Source organism: Pseudomonas sp. GW456-L12, assembly GCF_059424045.1.
The window spans coordinates 26,035-45,340 of sequence record NZ_JBWKZA010000041.1 but is presented as its reverse complement, the minus strand read 5'-3'; the positions used below and the strand labels follow the sequence as shown (position 1 = coordinate 45,340).

Annotated in this window: 17 protein-coding genes; 14 read left to right on the top strand and 3 right to left on the bottom strand. The window is 64.8% G+C overall.

Translation table 11 applies throughout. The features are described from left to right. The 9 genes from AC07Y9_RS29545 to AC07Y9_RS29505 all read left to right on the top strand — a co-directional run. Nucleotides 1-506 (top strand): energy transducer TonB (locus tag AC07Y9_RS29545; RefSeq protein WP_146021878.1); only part of this gene is annotated, 506 nt, incomplete at its 5' end. Between the two features lie 50 nt (nucleotides 507-556). Continuing rightward, nucleotides 557-1,264 carry a MotA/TolQ/ExbB proton channel family protein gene (locus AC07Y9_RS29540; RefSeq protein WP_009048248.1) on the top strand — a complete coding sequence of 236 codons (708 nt, stop codon included), beginning with the start codon at nucleotides 557-559 and terminating at the stop codon, nucleotides 1,262-1,264. After that, a complete protein-coding gene (locus AC07Y9_RS29535) occupies nucleotides 1,264-1,665 on the top strand; it encodes an ExbD/TolR family protein (RefSeq protein ID WP_102681157.1) in 402 nt (133 codons plus the stop codon). Before AC07Y9_RS29540 ends, AC07Y9_RS29535 begins: the two co-directional genes overlap by 1 nt. A gap of 207 nt (nucleotides 1,666-1,872) precedes the next feature. Next, nucleotides 1,873-4,596 (top strand): TonB-dependent receptor, encoded by a 2,724-nt coding sequence (locus AC07Y9_RS29530; RefSeq protein WP_173679811.1) that lies wholly within the window; start codon nucleotides 1,873-1,875, stop codon nucleotides 4,594-4,596. A gap of 135 nt (nucleotides 4,597-4,731) precedes the next feature. Then, the gene (locus AC07Y9_RS29525; protein ID WP_102681158.1) at nucleotides 4,732-6,612 is read left to right on the top strand and encodes an extracellular solute-binding protein; all 1,881 of its coding nucleotides are present in this window, start codon (nucleotides 4,732-4,734) and stop codon (nucleotides 6,610-6,612) included. Nucleotide 6,613: 1 nt separating this feature from the next. Further along, complete coding sequence (locus AC07Y9_RS29520; RefSeq protein ID WP_102681159.1) at nucleotides 6,614-7,678, top strand: microcin C ABC transporter permease YejB; 1,065 nt, start codon at nucleotides 6,614-6,616, stop codon at nucleotides 7,676-7,678. Beyond that, nucleotides 7,678-8,700 (top strand): ABC transporter permease, encoded by a 1,023-nt coding sequence (locus AC07Y9_RS29515; protein WP_009043168.1) that lies wholly within the window; start codon nucleotides 7,678-7,680, stop codon nucleotides 8,698-8,700. The genes AC07Y9_RS29520 and AC07Y9_RS29515 overlap by 1 nt, the downstream gene beginning before the upstream one ends. Nucleotide 8,701: 1 nt before the next feature. Continuing rightward, the gene (locus tag AC07Y9_RS29510; RefSeq protein WP_102681160.1) at nucleotides 8,702-10,312 is read left to right on the top strand and encodes an ABC transporter ATP-binding protein; all 1,611 of its coding nucleotides are present in this window, start codon (nucleotides 8,702-8,704) and stop codon (nucleotides 10,310-10,312) included. 133 nt (nucleotides 10,313-10,445) lie between these two features. Beyond that, complete coding sequence (locus AC07Y9_RS29505) at nucleotides 10,446-10,886, top strand: phage infection protein (protein ID WP_102681161.1); 441 nt, start codon at nucleotides 10,446-10,448, stop codon at nucleotides 10,884-10,886. Between the two features lie 100 nt (nucleotides 10,887-10,986). On the opposite strand, the gene AC07Y9_RS29500 is transcribed toward AC07Y9_RS29505, so the two are convergent. Next, entirely contained in the window at nucleotides 10,987-12,084 is a 1,098-nt protein-coding gene (locus AC07Y9_RS29500; protein WP_102681162.1) for a DUF1615 domain-containing protein, read from the bottom strand. Nucleotides 12,085-12,270: 186 nt separating this feature from the next. Here AC07Y9_RS29500 and AC07Y9_RS29495 point away from each other — a divergent pair, with 186 nt between their 5' ends. Genes AC07Y9_RS29495 through AC07Y9_RS29485 form a run of 3 tightly spaced genes read left to right on the top strand, consistent with a single transcriptional unit; the run spans nucleotide 12,271 to nucleotide 14,860 of the window. Beyond that, entirely contained in the window at nucleotides 12,271-12,639 is a 369-nt protein-coding gene (locus AC07Y9_RS29495) for a VOC family protein (RefSeq protein WP_053260518.1), read from the top strand. 33 nt (nucleotides 12,640-12,672) lie between these two features. Then, nucleotides 12,673-13,287: a LysE family translocator gene (locus AC07Y9_RS29490; RefSeq protein WP_009043163.1), complete on the top strand. Its 615-nt coding sequence runs from the start codon at nucleotides 12,673-12,675 to the stop codon at nucleotides 13,285-13,287. A 52-nt stretch (nucleotides 13,288-13,339) separates the two neighbouring features. After that, entirely contained in the window at nucleotides 13,340-14,860 is a 1,521-nt protein-coding gene (locus tag AC07Y9_RS29485) for an FAD-dependent oxidoreductase (protein WP_102681163.1), read from the top strand. Nucleotides 14,861-15,037: 177 nt separating this feature from the next. On the opposite strand, the gene hemB is transcribed toward AC07Y9_RS29485, so the two are convergent. Next, nucleotides 15,038-16,012 carry a porphobilinogen synthase gene (gene hemB, locus AC07Y9_RS29480; protein WP_007932636.1) on the bottom strand — a complete coding sequence of 325 codons (975 nt, stop codon included), beginning with the start codon at nucleotides 16,010-16,012 and terminating at the stop codon, nucleotides 15,038-15,040. A 499-nt stretch (nucleotides 16,013-16,511) separates the two neighbouring features. Here hemB and AC07Y9_RS29475 point away from each other — a divergent pair, with 499 nt between their 5' ends. After that, complete coding sequence (locus AC07Y9_RS29475) at nucleotides 16,512-17,054, top strand: Hsp20/alpha crystallin family protein (protein ID WP_007932635.1); 543 nt, start codon at nucleotides 16,512-16,514, stop codon at nucleotides 17,052-17,054. 223 nt (nucleotides 17,055-17,277) lie between these two features. Here AC07Y9_RS29475 and AC07Y9_RS29470 read toward each other — a convergent pair whose 3' ends face one another. Continuing rightward, on the bottom strand, nucleotides 17,278-18,186 hold the full coding sequence (locus AC07Y9_RS29470; protein ID WP_102681174.1) for a LysR family transcriptional regulator: 909 nt from the start codon (nucleotides 18,184-18,186) through the stop codon (nucleotides 17,278-17,280). A gap of 127 nt (nucleotides 18,187-18,313) precedes the next feature. Here AC07Y9_RS29470 and AC07Y9_RS29465 point away from each other — a divergent pair, with 127 nt between their 5' ends. Next, entirely contained in the window at nucleotides 18,314-19,066 is a 753-nt protein-coding gene (locus tag AC07Y9_RS29465; protein WP_101339410.1) for an SDR family oxidoreductase, read from the top strand. Nucleotides 19,067-19,306 lie beyond the last annotated feature (240 nt).

The following is a 19,306-nucleotide window of genomic DNA, read 5'->3' as shown; positions in this document are numbered from 1 at the left end:
AACCGGTGGAAGACGAAGACGCGCTCAAGCCGCCGCCCAAGCCGGTGGAGAAACCCAAGCCCATCGAAAAGCCCAAGCCGGTCAAAAAACCCAAGCCGGTGAAAAAGCCCGAGCCGCCGAAAACGCCGGCTCCACCCGCCCCTGCGCCACCGGCCGCGCCCGCCGCGCCCAGCCAGCCGGCCGCCACTCCGGCGCCTGCCGCGGCCCCCGGGCCGGTCAAGGAATCGGCGGCGGTTTCCGGCCTGGCCAGCCTCGGCAACCCGCCGCCGGAATACCCGTCCCTGGCCCTGCGCCGCAACTGGGAAGGCACGGTGGTGCTGCGCATCAAGGTGCTGCCCAACGGCCGCGCCGGCAGCGTGGAAGTCACCCGTTCCAGCGGCAAGCCGCAACTGGACGAGGCCGCCGTGGCCGCGGTGAAGAACTGGAAATTCATCCCGGCCAAGCGCGGCGACACGCCGATCGAAGGCTTCGCCACCCAGACCATCGATTTCAAATTGCCGCAATGACCGCGGCCTGACCTGAACTCACAACCTGTTTACGCATGCGAGGTGTAGCCATGAACGATTCCCTGACATCCCTGATTGTCCCCGGCGTGCTCTGGGCCCTGGTGCTGTTTTCCGTGGTCAGCTGGGCACTGCTGCTGGTCAAGTCGGCGCAGTACCTGCGGCAGAAGACCCAGAACCGGCAGTTCAGCAAGGCCTTCTGGAGCGCCCCGGACCTGCTCACCGCCGCCGAGCACGCCAGCCAGTACCCCGGCTCCCTGGCGCGCATCGCCAGCAGCGGCTTCGAGGCCCTGCTGGTGGAAGAATCGCCGCGCACCACCCAGCAACTGGCCCACACCATCAACCGCGCCGACCGCCTGGAGCGCAACCTGCGCCAGCAGATCCAGAAGGAACGCCGGGCCCTGGAAAGCGGCCAGGCGGTGCTCGCCAGTATCGGCAGCACCGCGCCCTTCATCGGCCTGTTCGGTACCGTCTGGGGGATCATGGAGGCCCTGCAGAGCATCGGCGCCAGCGGTTCGGCCAGCCTGGAAACCGTGGCCGGGCCGATCGGCCATGCGTTGATCGCCACCGGCGTGGGCATCGCCGTCGCCGTGCCGGCGGTGCTGATCTACAACTTCTTCCTGCGCCGCCTGAAGCTGGCCTCGGCCAGCATGGACGACTTCGCCCATGACTTCGACGCCCTGGCCCAGCGCAGCGCCTTCGCCATCAGCCGCCAGGCCATCGCCAGCAAGACCGCCCACGCCGTACGGGAGGCCAGCTGATGTCCTTCTCTACTCAAGACAGCGACGAAGTGCTCAGTGAAATGAACGTCACGCCACTGGTGGACGTGATGCTGGTGCTGCTGGTGGTGTTCATCGTCACCGCCCCGCTGATGACCAACGCAATCAAGGTCAACCTGCCGAAAACCGACGCCGTGGCCCCTGCCGAGAAAAAAGACCCGGTGGTGGTCAGCGTCGACCAGGACGGCAAGTTCTACCTGGCCAAGTCCGAAGTGGCCCCCGAGCTGCTGGAAAGCAGCCTCAAGGAGGTCAAGGCCAAGGACAGCGAGGTGCGCGTGCAATTGCAGGCCGACACCGCCGTCAACTACGGCCAGGTGGCCAAGGCCATGGCCTCCATCGAACGTTCGGGAATCACCAGGATATCCGTGATGACCACCCGATGAAGGCAGTGCCTGGCGCCCCGTGAGGGACGCGCCAGGCACTGCCTCGAAAAATCCCGTCGCAATCGGCCGACCGCAAGACGCCACGCGCCTGCGGAGGGGATCGGCTTGCTTGAAGAAAGTGGTTTTCCGGGGCCGGTACAACCCAGCCGGAGCAATGAGGGCCCACAAGGCCATTTCGATAAACGTCTGAAAGAGTCGGAAGTAATCATGCTGATGAACATTCCACGTTTCACGCTCAAGCCACTGGTGACCACGCTGCAACGGCACCGTTTTGTCCCGCTGTACCTAGTGGCCATGGGCCTGGGCGCCGGCACCACGCAAGCCGCCGAAGAGGAGGCCGACAGCAGCGCCGCCGTCCCGGCCGCCAGTGCCGCGGCCGTGGCGCCCACCACCCAACTGCAACGGGTTGAAGTGACAGGTTCGGCGATCCGCCGGGTCGATGCCGAAACCGCGGTACCGATCACCATCCTGCGCGCCGAAGAGTTGCGCAAACAGGGGGTGAGCACCACCGCCGAACTGGTGCAGCGCATCACCGGCAGCCAGTCGATCAATAACAGCGCCGGCTCGGTGGGAGCCGCCACCGGCGGCGCCTCTTTCGCCGACATGCGCGGCATCGGCGCCAACAAGACCCTGGTGCTGCTCAACGGCCGGCGCCTGGCCAACAACGCGTTGTCGGGCACCAACTCGGCCGGCGGCGCGGTGGACCTGAACATGATCCCCTTCGCCGCCATCGACCGGGTCGAAGTGCTGCGCGACGGCGCCTCGGCCCTCTACGGCACCGACGCCATCGGCGGCGTGATCAACTTCATCACCAAAAAATCCATGACCGACGGCCAACTGACCCTGGGCGGCGAAACCCCGACCCACAGCGGCGGCGGTGCGAGCAAGGACATGAGTGCCAGCTGGGGCTTCGGCGACCTGGAAGAAGACCGCTTCAACGTGCTCGGGGTGTTCAACTACAACAAGCAGCAGAACCTGGACGCCAACGACCGCTCCTTCGCCACCGACTACCGTCCCGGCCGCGGCCTCGACCAGACCTCGGGCACGGCCTTTCCGGGCAACTACTCCCAGGGCGACAACGCCACCAACCCGCTGGCCGGCAGCAACTGCAACGGGCCGAACCTGATTGCCCGCCAGGGCCTGTGCCGCTTCAGTACCCGCGAGTACATCGATCTGGTGCCGGAGACCGAAAAGACCTCGTTCTTCGGCAAAAGCACCGCCAAGCTGGCCGACGACCACAACGTCAACCTGGAGTACTTCTGGTCGCGCAACAACAACGCCACGGCGGTCGGCCCGGCGCCCCTCACCGGCCTGAGCCTGGACTCTTCCTCGCCCTACTACCCGGGCAACGGCATCACTCCGGCGCCGACCGACTTCAGCCTCGACCCGAGCCAGCCGATCGGCGTGAACTGGCGTGAAACCGCCGCCGGTGCGCGGGAATCCAAGGACCAGAACACCAGCCAGCGCTTCGTCCTGAGTTTCGACGGCCTGGTGGCCGGCTGGGACTACAACCTCGGTGCCTCCTACAACCAGAACAAGGTGGTCTCCAGCGTCACCAACGGCTACGTCAGCGACCGCGCGATGATCGCCGGCCTGGCCAGCGGCCTGCTCAACCCGTTCGGCCCGCAGACCCAGGCCGGCCAGGACTACATCGAGCAGGCGGCCTACCACGGCGCCTACTCCACGGCTGTCGGCCGGGTCGTCGGTTTCGATGGGCGCGTCAGCCGCGAGATCGGCGACTGGTTCGGTGCCGGTCCCTCCGGCCTGGCCCTGGGCGGCGAGTACCGCAAGGAGAAATTCCACCAGGACTACGAAGAGTTCGCCGGTGACATCCAGAGCCTGGGCATCGATCCGTCCGGCAGCGTCGAGGGCAATCGCAGTGTCAGGGCGGCCTACGCCGAACTGAACGTACCGGTGCTCGACAGCCTGGAACTGTCCGTGGCCATCCGCCACGACAAATACAGCGACTTCGGCAGCACCACCAACCCGAAATACTCGTTCCGCTACCAGCCGCTCAAGGAGCTGGTGGTGCGCGGCGCCTACAGTGAAGGTTTCCGCGCGCCGTCGCTGTACGAGCTGTATGCGCCGCGCAGCATCACCTACACCCAGGGCTACTACAACGACCCGGTGCTCTGTACCGGCGGCGTGGTGCAACCCGGCGGCAACGGCGGGCGTGACTGCGGCCAGCAGTTCCTCAACCAGATCGGCGGCAACACCGACCTGGCCCCGGAAAAGGCCCGCAACGTGACCCTGGGCTTCGTCTATCAGCCAATCCGCGACCTGTCGGTGGGCCTGGACTTCTGGTGGATTCACATCTCCAACCAGATCCAGCCGTTCCCCGAATCCACGGTATTCGACCAGTCCGGCGCCTATGCCGACCGCTTCGTGCGCAACGCCGACGGTTCGTTGAACTACATCGTCACCGGCAACGCCAACCTGGGCATAGTCGAAACCAACGGTGTCGACGTGTCCCTGGACTACCGCTTTCCCAATACCCCCTACGGCCAGTTCGGCCTCGGGCTGCAAGGCACCTACGTCAAGAGCTACGACTTCCAGAGCACCATCAAGGGGCCGTTCACCGACAAGGTCGGCGACTTCGAGGGCGATGGCGTGATCGCCCGCTGGAAACACAACCTCACCGGCACCTGGACCCTGGGCGCCGCGCGGGCCTCGCTGAGCAACCGCTTCACCACCGGCTACAACGACTACGACCGCAGCACCAACGCCCGCGTGGCCTCGTACTCGGTGTGGGACCTGGCGGCCGGCTACACCTTCGACAAGGTGCTGGACGTCGACGCCGGGGTGAAGAACGTCTTCGACCGCGACCCACCGTTCTCCAACCAGGCCTACAACTTCCAGAGCGGCTACGACCCCCGTTACACCGACCCGCTGGGCCGCACCCTGTTCGCGCGCATGACGTACCACTTCTGAGTCACCGCCGGGGCCGCGCAAGACTCCGGCCGGCCCCGGCCGCATTGCGAATTCGCGCCCCATGGCGGCCCGCCGCCGTGGGTCTTTTCGCCCTGCCGACCCAGGCTTTCCGGCATCACGAGGAACCTTTCGATCATGTCTGCACTGACTCGCACCCTGGCTGGGCTGGCGCTGGCTGCCGCGCTGCTTGGCGCCGCCGGCGGGGCCCTGGCCGCCGCCCATGGCAGCTATGCCATGACGGTCTATGGCGAACCGCCGAAGTACCCGCCGGGCTTCCAGCACTTCGACTACGTCAACCCCGATGCGCCCAAGGGCGGCTCCCTGAGCCGCGCCTCGATGGAGATCGGCCAGTTCAACTACATCACCCCCTATGCCGACCAGGGTATCGCGGTGGCCCAGGTCAACGACTGGGTGTATTCGCCCCTGGCCTTTCGCTCCCTGGACGAGCCCTACACCGTCTACGGGCTGGTGGCCGAACGCATGGAGCGCGACCCCGACGGCCTGTGGGTGCGCTTCTACCTCGACCCCAGGGCACGCTTCGCCGATGGCACGCCGATCACCGCGCAAGACGTGCGCTACACCTTCGACCTGCTGCTGAGCAAGGGCAGCCTGAGCTATCGCCAGCTGTACGGCGACGTGCGGGACGTGGTGATCGAAGGCCCCGGGCAGGTGCGCTTCGACTTCAAGAACAACCTCAACCGCACCCTGGCCCTGGACCTGGCGACCCTGCGCGTGCTGCCCGAACACTGGTGGAGGACCCGCAACTTCGCCAACGGCGGCGGTTTCGAGCCGCCCCTGGGCAGCGGGCCATACAAGGTCGGCAAGGTCGACGCCGGGCGCAGCATCAGCTTCGAGCGCGACCCGAACTGGTGGGCCAGAGACCTGCCGGTCAGCCGCGGCCTGTACAACTTCGACCGCCTGACGGTGAATTTCTACGGCGACACCGACGTCGCCCGCCAGTTGCTGCAGGCCGGTGCCTTCGACTACAACCGCGAGTTTTCCTCGTCCGGTTACGTGGTCGGCTACGACAGCCCGGCCCTGCGCGACGGCCGCCTGCAACAGGCGATCCTCGCACCCGACAAGCCCACCGCCGCCCAGGGCTTTGTGTTCAACCTGCAGCAGCCGGTCTTCCACGACCGCCGGGTGCGCCAGGCGCTGACCCTGCTGTGGGATTTCGAGTGGACCAACAAGCAGATGATGCGCGGCTTCTACGTGCGCCAGCAGAGCTACTGGCCGAAAAGCGAAATGGCCGCCACCGCCCTGCCGGACGCCCGCGAACGGGAGATCCTCGACCCCCTGCGCGGACAGATCCCCGACGAAGTCTTCACCCAAGTCTACCGGGCCCCGCAGACCGACGGCAGCGGCCGCATCCGCGACAAGCAACTGCTGGCCCTGCGCCTGCTGGCCGAGGCCGGCTGGACACCCCGGAACAACCGACTGGTGAACGCCGCCGGCGAACCGCTGGAGTTCACCTTCCTTGATGGCCAGGGCGGCTTCGACCGCATGCTGCTGCCGTACAAACGCACCCTGGCGCAGATCGGCATCACCCTCAACCTGCGGCGCATCGATTCGGCGCAGTACATCAACCTGCTCAACGCCCGGGACTACGACATGATCGTCACCAGCTTCCCCCGCAGCGGCGACCCCATCGTCTCCCCGGGTCGCGAGCTGTACAGCCTGTACGGCTCGCAAAGCGCGACCCAGGTCGGTAGCTCCAACTCCATGGTGCTGGCCAACCCGGCCGTGGACCGCCTGATCGATGGCCTGGTCCAGGCCAATAGCCGCGACGAGATGGTGCATTACGCCCGGGCCCTGGACCGGGTGCTGCAATGGGGCCAATACATGATTCCCAATTACTACTCCAAGGGCACGCCCACGGTGTTCCAGAACCGCTTCGGTCGGCCGGCCATCGCGCCGATCTACGACGAGGGCCTGAACACCTGGTGGGAGGTCAGCCCCAAGGCCCTGACCACCCGCCAGATGAGCACCCTGCGCGGCACCGTGGAGGCGCACTGACATGGGCCGTTACCTGAGTCGTCGCCTGCTGCTGATCATCCCCACCCTGCTGTGCATCCTGGTGGTCAACTTCCTGATCGTCCAGGCCGCGCCCGGCGGCCCGGTGGAACAGGCCATCGCCCGCCTGCAAGGCTTCGGCGGGCATGCCATGGGCGGTGGCGCCGAGGTCGCCGCCGTGGGTGGCGGCGGACGCAACAGCCGTGGCCTGGACCCGGCGCTGATCGAGGAGATCAAGCACCACTACGGCTTCGACAAGCCAATGCACCAGCGCCTGTGGCTGATGCTGAAGAACTACGCGCAACTGGACTTCGGCAACAGCTTCTTCCGCGGGGCCAAGGTCACCGACCTGATCCTGCAGAAACTGCCGACCTCGCTGTCCCTCGGCCTGTGGGCGACCCTGATCACCTACCTGGTGTCGATTCCCCTGGGAGTGCGCAAGGCGATCCGCAATGGCAGCGCCTTCGATGCCTGGACCAGCAGCGCCATCGTCCTCGGCTACGCCATGCCGGCGTTCCTGTTCGCCATCCTGCTGATCGTGGTGTTCGCCGGCGGCAGCTACCTGGACTGGTTCCCGGTGCAGGGCCTGGTCTCGGACAACTTCGCCAGCCTCGGACCCCTGGCCAAGGTCGGCGACTACCTGTGGCACCTGGTGCTGCCGGTGTCGGCGCTGGTGATCGGCGGCTTCGCCACCCTGACCCTGCTGACCAAGAACAGCTTCCTCAACGAGATCAGCCGCCAGTACGTGGTCACCGCCCGGGCCAAGGGCCTGAGCGAGCGTCGGGTGCTCTACGGCCATGTGTTTCGCAACGCCATGCTGCTGGTGATCGCCGGCATTCCCACGGCGCTGATCGAGGTGTTCTTCGCCGGCTCGCTGCTGATCGAGACCCTCTTCAACCTCGACGGCCTCGGGCGCATGAGCTACGAGGCGGCGGTGTCGCGGGACTACCCGGTGGTGTTCGGCGCGCTGTTCCTGTTCACCCTGTTCGGCCTGCTGATCAAGCTGATCGGCGACCTGTGCTACAGCCTGGTCGATCCGCGCATCGACTTCTCGGCGAGGACTGCCTGATGTTCACACTCTCTCCCCTGGGCCGTCGCCGTATCGAACACTTCAAGGCCAACCGCCGGGGTCGCTGGTCGCTGTGGCTGTTTATCGGCCTGTGCCTGGTCTGCCTGGGCGGCGAGCTGATCGCCAACGACAAGCCCCTGGTCATCCGCTATCACGGCGCCTGGTATTTCCCGATCCTCAGCGACTACGACGAAACCGAGTTCGGCGGCGAACTGCCGTTCCAGCCCGACTATTCCAGCAGCTACGTGCACGAACTGATCGAGGGCCAGGGCGGCTGGATGCTGTTCCCGCCGATCCCCTTCAGCTACGACACGGTCAACTATGACCTCAGCCTGCCGGCCCCCAGCCCGCCCTCGGCGCAGAACTGGCTGGGCACCGACGACCAGGCCCGGGATGTGCTGGCGCGGGTGATCTTCGGCACGCGGGTGTCGATCCTGTTCGCCCTGGCGCTGACCGTCATCAGTGCGCTGATCGGCATCACCGCCGGCGCCCTGCAGGGTTATTACGGCGGCTGGGTCGACCTGTTCGGGCAGCGCCTGCTGGAAATCTGGTCGGGGCTGCCGGTGCTGTACCTGCTGATCATTCTCTCGGGGTTCGTCTCGCCGAGCTTCTGGTGGCTGCTGGGGATCATGGCGCTGTTCTCCTGGCTGGCCCTGGTGGACGTGGTGCGCGCCGAGTTCCTGCGCGGGCGCAACCTGGAGTACGTCAAGGCCGCCCGGGCCCTGGGCCTGAGCGACGGCGAGCTGATGCGTCGGCACATCCTGCCCAATGCCATGACCTCCACCCTGACCTACCTGCCGTTCATTCTCACCGGCGCCATCGCCACCCTCACCGCCCTGGATTTTCTCGGCTTCGGCATGCCCGCCGGCACCGCCTCGCTGGGCGAACTGATCGGCCAGGCCAAGCGCAATCTGCAAGCACCCTGGCTGGGCCTGACGGCGTTTTTCGCCCTGGCGCTGATTCTCTCGTTGCTGGTGTTTATCGGCGAAGCCTGCCGCGACGCCTTCGATCCCCGGAGCTGACATGCACGACAACCTGATTGAAATCCGCAACCTCAAGGTGGCCTTCGCCGGCACCGAAGTGGTCCATGGCCTGGACCTGGATATCCGCCGTGGCGAATGCCTGGCCCTGGTGGGCGAGTCCGGCTCGGGCAAGTCGGTGACCGCCCACTCGATCCTGCGCCTGCTGCCGGCGCAGAAGGTGCAGACCCAGGGCAGCATCCGCTACGCCGGCCTGGACCTGGTGCAGGCCAGCGACGCCCAGTTGCGCACCCTGCGCGGCAACCGCATCGCGATGATCTTCCAGGAACCCATGACCTCGCTGAACCCGCTGCACACGGTGGAGAAACAGATCGGCGAAGTGCTGGACGTGCACAAGGGCCTGCGCGGTCGCGCGGCCCGGGCGCGGACCCTGGAACTGCTGGAGCTGGTGGGTATCGGCGAGCCGCACAAACGCCTCAAGGCCTACCCGCACCAGTTGTCCGGCGGCCAGCGCCAGCGGGTAATGATCGCCATGGCCCTGGCCAACGAGCCGGAGCTGTTGATCGCCGACGAGCCAACCACGGCGCTGGATGTGACGGTGCAGCGCAAGATCCTCGAACTGCTGATCGCGTTGCAGCAACGCCTGGGCATGTCGCTGCTGCTGATCAGCCACGACCTCAACCTGGTGCGGCGCATCGCCCAGCGGGTGTGCGTGATGCGCCAGGGCGAGATCGTCGAGCAGGCCGAGTGCGAGGCGCTGTTTAGCGCCCCACGGCATCCCTACAGTCGCTTGCTGATCGAAGCCGAGCCCAGCGGCGCCCCGGTGCCCAGCGCCTATTCGCACAATCTGCTGGAAGTGAGTGAACTCAAGGTCTGGTTTCCCCTGCCCAAGGGCCTGTTCAGTCGCCAGCGCGACTACATCAAGGCGGTGGACGGCGTCAGCCTGAGCCTGCACCGGGGCAAGACCCTGGGCATCGTCGGCGAGTCCGGCTCGGGCAAGTCCACACTCGGCCAGGCGATCCTGCGGCTGGTGGAGTCCGAGGGTGGCATCCGCTTCGGCAACAAGGAGCTGAGCATCCTCAACCAGCGCCTGATGCGCCCCTTGCGCCGGCAGCTACAGGTGGTGTTCCAGGACCCCTTCGGTAGTCTCAGCCCGCGCATGTCGGTGCAGCAGATCATCGCCGAAGGCCTGCTGACCCACGGTATCGGCACCGCCGAGGAACGCGAGGCGGCGGTGATCCGCGTGCTCGAGGAAGTCGGCCTCGACCCGCAGAGCCGCCACCGCTACCCCCACGAGTTTTCCGGCGGCCAGCGCCAGCGCATCGCCATCGCCCGCGCCCTGGTGCTGGAGCCGGCGCTGATCCTGCTGGACGAACCCACTTCGGCCCTCGACCGCACCGTACAGAAGCAGGTGGTCCAGCTGCTGCGGGAGTTGCAGGTACGCCACGGCCTGACCTACCTGTTTATCAGCCACGACCTGGCGGTGGTCCACGCCCTGGCCCACGACCTGATCGTGATCAAGGACGGCAAGGTGGTGGAACAAGGGCCGTCGCAGGCGATCTTCAGCGCGCCGCAACACCCCTATACCCGGGAACTGTTGCAGGCTTCGGGGCTGCAATGGAGCCCGCCGCAGGCCTGCGAAGAACCGGCCTGAGGCTCTGTTCCGGGGGTTGGCGCAGCTATCATTGGCGTCGATGGTCACCATCGACCCAATGAAATTCTCAAAAAAAATCCGCCACGTAACATCTGCTCCATACCAACCAAACAACACCCCGGAGCACACCACCATGAAACGCCAAATTCTTCTCAGCATCGCTTTCTCGGTTCTTGCAGCAAACGCTTTTGCCGCGTCCTCGGCCTACCCGGTGGTCGCCGAAGGCGGCTCGGATCGCCTGATTGAAAAACGTGTCGCCGAAGGTGGCGCCGATCGCTTGATCGAACGCCGCGTTGCCGAAGGTGGTTCCGATCGCTTGATCGAACGTCGCGTTGCCGAAGGTGGTTCCGATCGCTTGATCGAACGTCGCGTTGCCGAAGGTGGCTCCGACCGTCTGATCGAGCGCCGTGTTGCCGAAGGTGGTTCCGACCGTCTGATCGAACGTCGCGTTGCCGAAGGTGGCTCCGACCGTCTGATCGAGCGTCGCGTCGCTGAAGGTGGTGCAGATCGTCTGATCGAACGTCGTGTAGCTGAAGGTGGTTCCGACCGTCTGATCGAGCGTCGCGCCGTATGATTGCGCGGTCCGCAGTACTCGAAAAAAAGCCCGGCCTTATCAGCCGGGCTTTTTTCATTTCAGGGCGTCGGGATTCCCCGATCGATCGCTTTCACCCTGCTCACTTCGCCATGCAGCGCTGATACCGCTCGTCCACCCGTTTGGCGAACCAGGCGGTGGTCAGTTTGCGGGTGATCTTCGGGCTCTTCAGCTGGATACCCGGCAGGATCTGCCGCGGCAAAGCCTTGCCCTGGGCCTGATCGGCCAAGGCGAATACCCGCTTGTACAGCTTGGTGTCTTCGAACTCGAGGCTGTTGCCCTTCTCCAGCTGGTTGCGAATGGTCGGGTTGCGCATGTCCAGGGATTTGCCCAGGGCGCGCGCCGCCAGCTCGGTGCTGCCGGGCATGATCGAGTCGTAGCGGATCAGGTCGCCGTCCAGCGCCAGGGAAATCCCCGAGGCCACGCTCAGGGCGTTCTGGAACGCGGCATTGCGGCTGGCGTACCAGCCGGCGTTGAAATCGGCGAAGCGGTACAGCGGCTGCGGGTAATTCACCGGGTAACCGAGCAAGTGGGCGATGCCGAAATACATGCCGCCACGCCGGCTGAACACCTCGCGGCGGATCGAGCCGTCCACGCTGTAGGGGTAATTGCGCGCCTGCTGCTCGGCGAAGTCGATGCTGACCTGCATCGGCCCGCCGGTGTGCACCGGGTTGAAACCGCCGAACAAGGTCTTGCCCATGGGCACGCTGCCGATGAAGTCGTCGAAGATCGTGCTCAGTTCCTTCTCCGTGCGCGCCCCGGCCAGGCGCTCGCTGTAGGACTTGCCGTTCGGCGAACGCACCTGCAGCGCCGCGCTGACCAGCATCGACGGCACATGCACCTTGGCCGCGCGGCGGTCGATTTCGCCGCGGGCGATCTTGCCCAGCCCCGGCACCGGCGGGTCGACCTGATAGGTGGACTCCTGCTCGGCCACCGCCAGCACCGCGCAGAGGTTGCTCTTGCTCGGCTCGATGCCCTGGGCGGTAAAGGCCACCTGGATATCCCGGGCCCAGCCCTGGCGATCGGCGACCTTGGCCGGCAGCAGGCGCGCCACCTGGGCCTGGACCTGGGCCGGGCTGGGCGCCGGCGCCTTTGAACCGAACTGGCCGGCACAGCCGGCCAGGGCCAGCGAGGCCGCGACAGCGGCCCAGCGAAGTGAATGCAGAGGTTTTATAGACATGGCTTCCCAGTAATTCCGAAGGTGGCCCGCGCTTGAGGTGCATGCGTCGCCGCGGATATCGACCCTCAAGGCGCCGCGCTGTTCCGTGCCAGAGGCAGGCCATTTGAGCATTCCCCGTGACCGACGGCGAATTTCACCTAATCTGAAAGCTCATCGCCCACAGAAAAACAACACAGGGGGCCCATCGTGAGCGTGCAACTCAACCACACCATCGTCTGGTGCCGCGACAAGCAACGGTCGACGGATTTTCTCGTGCAGGTGCTCGGCCTGCCGCCACCTGTGCCCTTCGGCCCGATGCTGGTGGTGCAGCTGGATAACGGCGTGTCCCTGGATTACTACGACAACGACCCGCCCATCGCTTCCCAGCACTACGCCTTTCTGGTCGCCGCCGACGACTTCGAACCGATACTGCAACGCATTCGCCAGCGCGGCCTGGCGTTCTGGGCCGACCCGGGCAAGCAGCGCCCCAATGAAATCAACCGCCACGAAGGCGGACGCCGGGTGTATTTTGATGACCCCGACGGCCACCTGCTGGAAGTGTTCAGCCAGACCTGAGCGTCCTTTACCTGCCCTGGAGTCCCCTGCGCCATGCTCTCACTGGATTTTCTCATTACCTCGCTGATCGTCGTGCTGATCCCCGGCAGCGGCGTGATCCTGACCATTTCCACGGCGCTGGTGGCCGGCAAGCGCGCCAGCCTGTTCACCGCCATCGGCTGCACCGCCGGGATAGTCCCGCACCTGCTGGCCTCGGTGCTGGGCCTGTCGGCCATCCTGCACACCAGCGCGCTGGCCTTCCAGGGCTTGAAGTTCGCCGGGGTCGCCTACCTGCTGTACCTGGCCTACGCTACCTGGCGCGACCGCTCGGCCTTCGCCGTGGACACCAGCGCTCCTGCCACCAGCGCTGGCGGCCTGGTGCTCAAGGCCTGCCTGCTGAACATCCTCAACCCCAAGCTGACGATTTTCTTCCTGGCCTTCCTGCCGCAGTTCATCAGCCACGACGGCCCATCGCCGGCCATGCAGATGCTCGGCCTGAGCGGTGTGTTCATGGCGATGACCTTCGCTGTATTCGTGGTCTACGGCCTGCTGGCCAACCTGTTCCGCAAGGCGGTGATCGAGTCGCCCCAGGTGCAGAACTGGCTGCGCCGCAGCTTTGCCGCGAGCTTCGCCGCCCTGGGCCTGAACCTGGCGTTCGCCCAGCGCTGAAACCTGCTACACGAAACCGGCATGACATTGATCTCTCGACGAGGGCAAGGACATGAACCGCAGCGACGTACTGATCATTGGCGCCGGCCCCACCGGCCTGGTTCTGGCGCTGTGGCTGAGCCGGCAAGGGGTCAAGGTGCGCATCCTCGACCAGACCACCGGCCCGGGCACCACCTCCCGGGCCCTGGCGGTGCAGGCCCGGACCCTTGAGCTGTACCGCCAGCTGGACCTGACCCAGGCCATCCTCGACCAGGGTCACCGGGTCCCGGCCGCCAACCTCTGGGTCAAGGGCGAACAGGCCGCCCATCTGCCCCTGAGCAGCATCGGCGCCGACCTGACGCCCTACCCCTTCCTGGAAATCTACCCGCAAGACCAGCACGAACAACTGCTGATCGAGCGTCTGCAGCGTTTCGGCGTGACGGTCGAGCGCCAGACCGAACTGCTGGGCTTCATCGACCACGGCCACCTGGTCAGCGCCCAGCTGCGCGGCGCCGACGGCCATGAGGAAACCTGCCAGGCCTTCTACCTGGCCGGCTGCGACGGCGCCCATTCGACAGTGCGCAAGACCCTGGGCATCGACTTTCCCGGCGGCACCTATCAGCAGGTGTTTTATGTGGCCGATGTCGACGCCCGCGGGCCGGCGCTCAATGGCGAGTTGCACGCGGACCTCGACGAGGCGGACTTCCTCGCGGTCTTTCCGCTGGCCGGCGAAGGCCGGGCACGGCTGATCGGCACGGTGCGCGACGAACGTGCCGAACAGGCGGAAACCCTCAGGTTCGAGGACGTCAGCCGCCGCGCCATGGACAACCTCAAGGTCCAGGTCGACAAGGTCAACTGGTTCTCCACCTACCGCGTGCATCACCGGGTAGCCGAGCGCTTCTTCAGCGGCCGCGCCTTTCTGCTTGGCGATGCCGCCCACGTGCACAGCCCGGCCGGCGGCCAGGGCATGAACACCGGGATCGGCGACGCCATCAACCTGGCCTGGAAGCTCGCCGCGGTGCTCAACGGCAAGGCCGAGGAGCACCTGCTGGCGACCTACGAGTTCGAACGCATCGAATTCGCCCGGCGCCTGGTGGCCACCACCGACCGGGTGTTCAGCTTCGTCACCGCCGACGGGCCGATCGCCAACCTGCTGCGCACCCGCCTGGCGCCGCTGCTGATCCCCAAGGTGACTGCGGTGGAAGCGGCGCGCGAGTTCCTGTTTCGCACGGTGTCGCAGATCACCCTCAACTACCGCGACATGCCCCTGAGCTGCGGCAGCGCCGGCCATGTCCACGGCGGCGACCGCCTGCCCTGGGCCCACGGTGCGGTCACCGACAATTTCGCCAGCCTCGACTACCTGGGGTGGCAGGTGCATGTGTACGGCGTCACCAGCGACGCCCTGCGCGCCTGGTGCGCCGAGCGGCAGATGCCGCTGACGGTGTTCGACTGGGAACCGGCGCACCAGGCCGCTGGCCTCGCGCGCAACGGCTTCTACCTGCTGCGGCCGGACACTTACGTGGCGCTGGCGGAGAAATCGGCGGACCCGAAGGTGCTGGAACGCTATTTCGAGGAGCGCAAGATTACGCTGTGAGTAGCGTTGCAGCCGCAGTCGACTGGGCAGCAGGGATTGTTTGCGGTGTTAGAGCTGACGCTATCGCGGGCAAGCCTCGCTCCTACAGAGGACGGTGAACTTCTGTAGGAGCGAGGCTTGCCCGCGATAGGGCCCTTGAGGGCGATACATTTACATCTGGTACACCGCTGGAGCGCGTCAGATCCCGGCGAGCGCCAGGTCCATGGCGAAGTAGGTGAAGATCAGGTCGGCACCGGCGCGCTTGATCGAGCCCAGGCTTTCACGCACCACCCGCGCTTCGTCGATGGCCCCGGCCTGGGCGCCGAACTTGATCATCGCGTACTCGCCGCTGACCTGGTACGCCGTCACCGGCAGGCGCGAGGCTTCGCGGATGTCGCGGATGATGTCCAGGTAAGCGCCGGCCGGCTTGACCATCAGCGAGTCCGCGCCTTCCTGTTCGTCCAGCAAGGACTCGCGCACCGCTTCGCGGCGGTTCATCGGGTTCATCTGGTAGCTCTTGCGGTCGCCTTTCAAGGCGCTGCCGCCGGCCTCGCGGAACGGACCGTAGAGCGCCGAGGCGAACTTGGTGGAATAGGCCATGATCGCGGTCTGGCTGAAGCCGGCCTCGTCCAGGGCGCGGCGGATGGCCTGGACCTGCCCGTCCATGGCCGCCGACGGCGCGATCACATCGGCGCCGGCGCGGGCCGCGGCCACCGCCTGCTTGCCGAGGTTGACCAGGGTCTGGTCGTTATCCACTTCATGGCCGTGCAGCACGCCGCAGTGGCCATGGTCGGTGTACTCGCAAAAGCAGGTGTCGGACATCACGATCATCTCCGGCACCGCGTCCTTGGCGATCCGCGACATGCGCGACACCAGGCCGTTGTCGTTCCAGGTGTCGCTGCCGTTGCTGTCCAGGTGGTGCGACACGCCGAAGGTCATCACCGACTTGATCCCGGCACGGGCGTAACGCTCGATCTCCCCGGCCAGCTTCGATTCCGGAATGCGCATCACCCCCGGCATGCTCTTGATCGGCACGAAATCGTCGATCTCTTCCTCGACGAAAATCGGCAGCACCAGGTCGTTGAGGGTGAACTCGGTTTCCTGGAACAGGCTGCGCATCTGTTCGCAGCGGCGCAGGCGACGGGGACGGGCTTGGGGGAACTGGCTGGACATGGGATTTCCTCAGGGCAGGCCAAGTAAGACGAGGCTGGGTGCGAAAAGACCGCAGCCAAAAAGAGCGAAGCTTATGCCCCAAGCCCCGACCGGCACAAACGCCGCGTCGCCAAAACTGTGTTTGCGCTTTGGTAACAATGCCGTGAAAGCAGGGGGTTACGCCTGTCAGGCAAATGCTCCACGGCGAAACTGTCGCGTCGATTTTCGATCTAAATAAGACACGCAGAGCTGCGCAGGCCGGCCTTGAAGACCAGCGCCTGCGGCACCTGCTCGCCGCGTGTGCAGGACCTTGCGCCCGATAGAAGCAGGCCCGGGCGAATCATCTGCCGGGGACGACATCGAGGATTCCAGTCGAGCTCCCTGGCAGCACATTCGCGCGATGGTTGTCGCGGGCACAAGAACCGGGTTTGCAGGCTGTGAGCCCGGTTGTCGTTCTGTCGTGGCGGGTCGCCACAGGGACGTTCGCGGCCCGCCCCTTGACCCGGGAGGAGAAGCGAAAATGACCAACTCCGTGAAAAAAATGCCAATCCAGACTGAAGACAAGGCCACCCGGCGCTCGAGCATGAGCGACCTGTGGCAACCCCTGGAAAAACTGCGGCAACAGGTCGATCACCTGTTCGATGACTTCAATCGCGGCCCCGGCCTGTCACCCTTCAGCCGCGGGCTGTTCGATGTGGATCCGTTCTGGCGGCGCGAGCTGATCGGCCGCGGCATGCCTGCCGTCGACATCACCGAGAAAGACGAGAGCTTCGAAATCACTGCCGAATTACCCGGCATGGATCAGAAGAATATCGAGATCAAACTCTCCGACGGCAGCCTGATCATCAAGGGTGAAAAGCGCGAGGAAACCCAAGAAAACAGAAAGGGCTACCACCTGAGCGAACGTCATTACGGCTCCTTCGAGCGGGTGTTCAACCTGCCCAAGGGGGTCGATGCCGAAAAGATCGAGGCGAGCTTCAGCAAAGGCGTGCTGAGTATCTCGCTGCCGAAAAAACCCGCCGCCATGACGGCGGACAAGGTCGTGCAGATCAAAGGCGAATGACCCAGGCCAGCCAGCCCCTTGCCGGGAAAACGGCAAGGGGCTTTTTTTGTTTGACGATGACACCAGCCCGGCACTTCGCTGGACTGCGCCTAAGCCAGATACAGCAGATTTATCAATCACTTAGGCGAGTTCAACATAGGCCGGTGCTTTCCGAAACCTGACCCGGCTTCCGGTCGCGTGGCGTTAGGCAAGAGCGTGAGAGGTCACGTTTTATCGTCTCGTCTTATAGAGTCGGCACAGGGGTACTGCCGTTCAAGGCTGGAATCTTTGAAAACACGTCAGCCATAAAATCCATGAACACGATAGCCCGTGTGGGGAGCAATCTATTGGCAACATAAACCATCTGCACGGGGACAGGGGGAGCCGCATGGTTGGTGAGAATGACCTGTAATCTCCCGCTGTTCAGCCCGCCCTCAAACAGCCACGCAGGTCCTTGCGCCACACCCAGGCCTGCCGCGACCGCCGCACTCACAGCGTCGGGCGAGTTGACCCTGAGCCTGCCGGCAATCGGAATGTCCGCGTCCCGGAACCGCCAGGTCGCCCCGGACGACAGTAAGGTGTAGATGATGCAATCGTGGTCGCGTAGATCATCCGGGGTCTGCGGAACTCCGCGTTTAGCCAAGTAGTCCTTGCTGGCGACGAAGACCCGGTCGTACCGTCCAAGAGGCCGGGCGCGCAAGGTGCTGTCCTCCAGCTGTCCTATGCGAATGGCGAGTTCGGTGCCTTCATTGACCAGGTCTACGTAGCGATCGTTGAGTTGGAGATCCAAGGTCAATTGAGGGTAGCGCTCCAAAAAGGCCGGCACATGCGGCAGCACAAACGCGTGTGCGAGAGCTGTCGGACAGGCTACGCGCAAGAGTCCCGATGGCTCGACGTTGTTCCTGAAGGACGATTCGGATTCATCCACCGCATCCAGGATGCGCCGGATGTCCGCATAGTAGCGTTCGCCCTCCGGCGTCAAGGACAGCTTGCGCGTAGATCGGTGGAGCAAGCGCGTCTGCAAATGATCCTCCAGAGCCGCTACATAGCGGCTTACATTGGGTTGCCCCAGCCCTAGATCGCGCCCTGCCGCCGAAAAGCTCCCAGTTTCTACAGCACGCGCGAAGCATGTCATCAAAAGAAATCGGTCCACTTCGCCGCCTCGATTCATGCTGGATTTGCATGAATTATATGCGAACAGGCAGTCTTATCCGATACGGGGCATGAGCGCATATTTCTCCATGTCGACCGCAGTGGTCGTCATTCACCGGAGAATTCAAATGTCGCGCTTGCAAGGTAAACGTACTCTCATCACTGGCGGCACCAGTGGCATCGGGCTGGAAACGGCAAAGCAGTTCCTGGCGGAGGGTGCTCGCGTGATCGTAACGGGTGTCAACCCCGATTCGATTGCAAAGGCCCAGGCCGAATTGGGCCCGGAAGTGCCGGTGCTGCGCGCCGACTCGGCCAGCGTTGCAGCACAAAAGGAGCTGGCACACGTCATCAAGGAACACTACGGCCAACTCGACGTTGCCTTCCTCAATGCCGGCGTATCCGTCTGGCTGCCCATTGAGGAATGGACGGAAGATATGTTCGACCGCTCTTTCGACATCAACGTCAAAGGGCCGTACTTCCTGATGCAGGCGCTGTTGCCGGTCTTCGCAAATCCTGCTTCCGTAGTGTTGACGACTTCCGTAAGCGCGCATGCAGGCGCAGATCGCTCGTCCGTGTATGCCGCAACGAAGGCCGCATTGCTGAACATGTCGAAGACGCTCTCGACCGAATTGCTGGGCCGTGGCATCCGTGTCAACGCAGTGAGCCCTGGCCCCGTCGAGACTCCGCTTTACGACAAGCTCGGTATTCCGGAAGCTTATCGCGAGCAGCTTAACAAAGAGATCGCGGCAACCATTCCGCTTGGGCGCTTCGGTACCTCCGACGAGGTGGCCAAAGCAGTGCTGTATCTGGCATCCGACGAGTCGCGCTGGACAGTCGGCTCTGAAATCGTCCTTGACGGCGGCCGCCTGCTGAATGGCTAAGCGCGCAGCTCAAGAATTGCGCGAATGCAACATCGCCTGGGCTGAGTTAATTAGGTCCTGAACGCCCGCCTCAGCACTTGGCGACGAACCAGTCCAATCCAGACTGTGCAAACAGCGGTACGCGGGAAACCTCTGCCGCTGTTTCCGCTTGATAAACCATCCACCAGATTTTCGACGGCCTTGCGCGCATTTCGGCTTGGCGTGAGGCGCTTGAGGCGCGCTCCAGCGTAAGGGATGCCG

Excerpts from the sequence above, each read along its gene's own strand:
- AC07Y9_RS29490 (WP_009043163.1), top strand. The coding sequence starts at position 12,673 with ATGCTCTCACTGGATTTTCTCATTACCTCGCTGATCGTCGTGCTGATC.
- AC07Y9_RS29505 (WP_102681161.1), top strand. The coding sequence starts at position 10,446 with ATGAAACGCCAAATTCTTCTCAGCATCGCTTTCTCGGTTCTTGCAGCA.
- AC07Y9_RS29485 (WP_102681163.1), top strand. The coding sequence starts at position 13,340 with ATGAACCGCAGCGACGTACTGATCATTGGCGCCGGCCCCACCGGCCTG.
- AC07Y9_RS29530 (WP_173679811.1), top strand. The coding sequence starts at position 1,873 with ATGCTGATGAACATTCCACGTTTCACGCTCAAGCCACTGGTGACCACG.
- AC07Y9_RS29520 (WP_102681159.1), top strand. The coding sequence starts at position 6,614 with ATGGGCCGTTACCTGAGTCGTCGCCTGCTGCTGATCATCCCCACCCTG.
- AC07Y9_RS29515 (WP_009043168.1), top strand. The coding sequence starts at position 7,678 with ATGTTCACACTCTCTCCCCTGGGCCGTCGCCGTATCGAACACTTCAAG.
- AC07Y9_RS29510 (WP_102681160.1), top strand. The coding sequence starts at position 8,702 with ATGCACGACAACCTGATTGAAATCCGCAACCTCAAGGTGGCCTTCGCC.
- AC07Y9_RS29525 (WP_102681158.1), top strand. The coding sequence starts at position 4,732 with ATGTCTGCACTGACTCGCACCCTGGCTGGGCTGGCGCTGGCTGCCGCG.
- AC07Y9_RS29535 (WP_102681157.1), top strand. The coding sequence starts at position 1,264 with ATGTCCTTCTCTACTCAAGACAGCGACGAAGTGCTCAGTGAAATGAAC.
- AC07Y9_RS29475 (WP_007932635.1), top strand. The coding sequence starts at position 16,512 with ATGACCAACTCCGTGAAAAAAATGCCAATCCAGACTGAAGACAAGGCC.
- AC07Y9_RS29465 (WP_101339410.1), top strand. The coding sequence starts at position 18,314 with ATGTCGCGCTTGCAAGGTAAACGTACTCTCATCACTGGCGGCACCAGT.
- hemB (WP_007932636.1), bottom strand. The coding sequence starts at position 16,012 with ATGTCCAGCCAGTTCCCCCAAGCCCGTCCCCGTCGCCTGCGCCGCTGC.
- AC07Y9_RS29500 (WP_102681162.1), bottom strand. The coding sequence starts at position 12,084 with ATGTCTATAAAACCTCTGCATTCACTTCGCTGGGCCGCTGTCGCGGCC.
- AC07Y9_RS29540 (WP_009048248.1), top strand. The coding sequence starts at position 557 with ATGAACGATTCCCTGACATCCCTGATTGTCCCCGGCGTGCTCTGGGCC.